The following is a 3258-nucleotide window of genomic DNA, read 5'->3' as shown; positions in this document are numbered from 1 at the left end:
CTCAGAAACCTGAGTTTGCGCGAGGTCAATCTTGATCCTCTATGGAGCGCAGCGCTTTTGCTGCGAAAGCCGGCCCGCTTGGAGCCATCGGAGACCCAAAGGCCTCTCGAACACTTAGACGTTATTCCATCAATCCGTAGGCGTCAACCAGGGCCGCGGAAATTGCCGCAACCGACATCTGCTTGGTCATGGCTTGCCGTCGCAGATAGTCGTACGCCTCGTTGGCGCGCAGCTTGCGCTGCGTCATCAAGATGAGCTTGGCCTGCTCGATCTGGCGTGAGGCGTGCAGAGTCTCCTCCAGCTTCGCCACCTTGTTGAGCAGCCGCCGCTCGTAGCTAAATATGTTGCGCGCCAGAGCAAGGTTGGACAGTATCGCCGCCGGCTGGCACGGTTTGACCAGCACCGCCTGGGCGTTGGAAAGCCTGAGCACGTCGACTGGCACACCCCTGTCGCCGTCCACGACCGCCACGACGGGCACCGGTGGCGCCCCGGAAAGCCACGGCGCAGCTGCTAGCACTTCGGCGTCGATTGCCACGAGCGCGAAGTCGAACCCGATCGGCGGCAGCGCTGGCGCGGGCCAGGCCATCTCCACACGGCAACCAACCCGCCTGACCTCGCGCAGGACACCCTCGCCTCCACCGTCACGGGGATGGACAAGAAGCACTGTCGACTGGCGCAATTCGGCCTGCACGCCTCCCGATCCGCGAGTCGCCCTCGGCTGGGCACCGCTGGCACGCTGCGAGCCATCGGCGGCCGAACCATGGGAACCATTTGAAACGTTCGGGCCGCTCATGACCGATCCTCGTTGGCGCAGTTCTCCGGCAAATTGCTCACCCTCAGGTCACGAGAAATGGGTCTGGCCTAAGAGCGACCATCGATTCACGCAGTATGTCGAACCGGCCGTGGTCGTCAGCCTTACCGATCCGCGTCCAAAGCTCGGCATGACTATTCTTGTAGTCGATGCCTATCCGCCCCTGAGGGGCTGCCATCTCGCGGCCGAGCACCGCCGGACGCAAGGTATCGGTATCCATGCTGTTCGTCTCGGCGACGGCCTGGGCAAAGAGGTGAACCTGAAAATATGCAGCCTCAGCACACATGTTGGTCGACTCATCTTGGCCAAAACGCTGCTTGAAGAGGCGAACGAAGCGGTCGTTCTCCTCATTCTCCACGCTCTCGAAATAGGTCGCAGCGGTGATGTGCCCGGCACCGACGTCTCGTCCCATGAGGCGCAGTTCCGCCTCGCAGGTGTTCAAGCTGCCGATGGGCATGTTGTCCGGGCTAAATCCTGCGTCGGCATAGGCCCGGTAAAAGTGGGAGATCGCTTGGCCAACGATGGTCGAAAAGATGACATCCGGCTTGTTGTCGCGAAGTTCGCGGATGATCGGACGGAAATCGTTCGGACTTGCCCCGAAACTCAAATACTCCTCACCGACAATTGTGCCGCCCTGGCCACGGACCAGATCGCGCACGATCCGGTTGGTTCGGCGGGGGTAACAATAGTCGGTGCCCAGCAGGTAGAACCGGTTGCCATGGGTAGCGAGCAGATAGTTGATAAGCTCGATGGTGTTCTGGTTGGGCRACGACCCGGTGTAGATGATGTTGGGCGAGAATTCGAAGCCCTCATAGCGCGTCGGATACCAGAGCAGTGCGTTGACGCGTTCCACCAGTGGCAGCACGGCCTTGCGGCTTGTCGAGGTGTAGCAGCCGAAGATCGTGGTGACGCGATCCTCGATCAAAAGCTTCCGCGCGTAGTGGGAATAGAGTTCGGTGCTGGATGTCGGATCATAGATGATCGGCACGATCTCGCGGCCATTGATGCCACCCGCCGCGTTGATTTCGGCGATGCCCAGCATGGTGCCCTTGAGCTGCGTCTCCTCGATCGCCCCGGTGTCACCGGATTGCGAGAAGAGGACGCCGACGCGCCATGGCTCGCCCGTCGAGCCCATGCTCAACCGCCGCCTGTGGCAAGATGACATGCGAACATCTTATCCTCCGCCTTCCATGCCCCTCGTCGGCCGGTTTCCAGCCATGGCCGGCGCAACTTATGATGCTGCTGCCGAAAGCCACCCCTACGAGGAATTAGTTTTTCCTAACATATAAGTCCGTTGGGACCAATCGAAAACGGGCTACTATCCTTGCTGAACTACACGCGCCCGTGGCAGCTAATTGCTCTCCAACGATCGTGTGTATGACTGAGGTGACACCGAAACGCAGGTCGGTGCCATCTGCAACATGAGCGAAGAGATGGTCCGGCACTACGGTCGAGAGGTCCGCACAAGGGTTCTGGCGCGCGATGGAATGAAGCATTTGGAGTCACGCTGGAGCGAGGTTCGTCAGCCTGCGCTGGAACAAGAACAGAACGCGAATTGGAAACCAAACGTCAAGATTGGGAACCGTTGGCAACGCGACACGTTGGCCAATCAGCGGAAAAAAGAATGATTTCCGTGCGTTAGTGGTTTGCGCGACCGAGATCGAACTTCTGCCCCCTGATTAAGTGGCATCTCGCGGCCGATCCATGCGCTACGCGAATTTAGCGCCATGGAATTCATTCCGGGTTCGGCCTCGCACGTGACAGCATTGAGCTTTCCGGCCACGCCCGCGAGTGAGGCCCCTGCGTAGTCGATAGCGCCGCAAGCAAATTACAAACTTGGGCGAATGCCTCCTGCTCAGCCTTGAGGGGTACCCGATCTCACTGGCGGCCACCTCGAAGAGTGCTTGTCGGGCGTCGAGCTCAGCTTCGGCCTTGGCGCGCAGATCGGCCATGTTTATGCAATCGCCGACAATCCGGTCGAGCCCCTCCTTCGAACTGATGAAGACATCAATAGCGCGGCAAGCGAAACTGCGAAGCCAGCGTCGGCTACGCGCATCCACTTCCAGTTGGAATGGTGAGTGCCCTGGATTCTCAAAGAAGGCATCCAGCGAACCGAAAACCTGCACACTCCGCGCGCGGGTAATCGGAATGAGGAGAATGCGCCGGGCGCTGCATACATAGCGGAATTCTGTCCGGCCGCCGGGCCGGTATTAACAACGGCCATGTGGCCCCGGCAGAACTTCAAGCCTTTTCCGAAATCCGCAACAAATGCGCCGCGCGCGTCTCTATGACCCCGCGGATGACTTTCAGGATTTCATGTGTAATGCCCGCCTCCTCGAATTCCGCCAGTAGCTTGTCGGCCTGCCCCCCAATGCGCCCTGCCAGTTCGGTCATGTCCTTGACCAAAAGGCGCTGCGCGCCGCGCGTGTCCGGGACGAGCGCGAGCC

4 protein-coding genes and 1 pseudogene are annotated in these 3258 nt (G+C 60.0%); 2 read left to right on the top strand and 3 right to left on the bottom strand.

The genetic code is table 11. The features are described 5' to 3' along the window. Positions 1 to 121: 121 nt before the first annotated feature. Positions 122 to 793 (bottom strand): ANTAR domain-containing response regulator, encoded by a 672-nt coding sequence (locus AC1DUU_RS27190; RefSeq protein ID WP_476786464.1) that lies wholly within the window; start codon positions 791 to 793, stop codon positions 122 to 124. 43 nt (positions 794 to 836) lie between these two features. After that, positions 837 to 1946, bottom strand: coding sequence for a transporter substrate-binding domain-containing protein (locus AC1DUU_RS27185; protein ID WP_476786463.1), 1110 nt, complete (start codon positions 1944 to 1946; stop codon positions 837 to 839). A gap of 286 nt (positions 1947 to 2232) precedes the next feature. On the opposite strand from AC1DUU_RS27185, the gene AC1DUU_RS27180 reads away from it, so the two are divergent. Further along, positions 2233 to 2439 carry a hypothetical protein gene (locus AC1DUU_RS27180; RefSeq protein ID WP_476786462.1) on the top strand — a complete coding sequence of 69 codons (207 nt, stop codon included), beginning with the start codon at positions 2233 to 2235 and terminating at the stop codon, positions 2437 to 2439. Positions 2440 to 2715: 276 nt separating this feature from the next. Continuing rightward, complete coding sequence (locus AC1DUU_RS27175) at positions 2716 to 2889, top strand: hypothetical protein (protein WP_476786461.1); 174 nt, start codon at positions 2716 to 2718, stop codon at positions 2887 to 2889. Between the two features lie 163 nt (positions 2890 to 3052). On the opposite strand, the pseudogene AC1DUU_RS27170 reads toward AC1DUU_RS27175, so the two are convergent. Next, a pseudogene (locus AC1DUU_RS27170) lies at positions 3053 to 3258 on the bottom strand (type II toxin-antitoxin system HipA family toxin); the annotation flags it as partial.

The organism is Aminobacter sp. P4_H6_2 (assembly GCF_056400805.1).
This window is presented reverse-complemented; position numbering and strand designations above follow the sequence as displayed.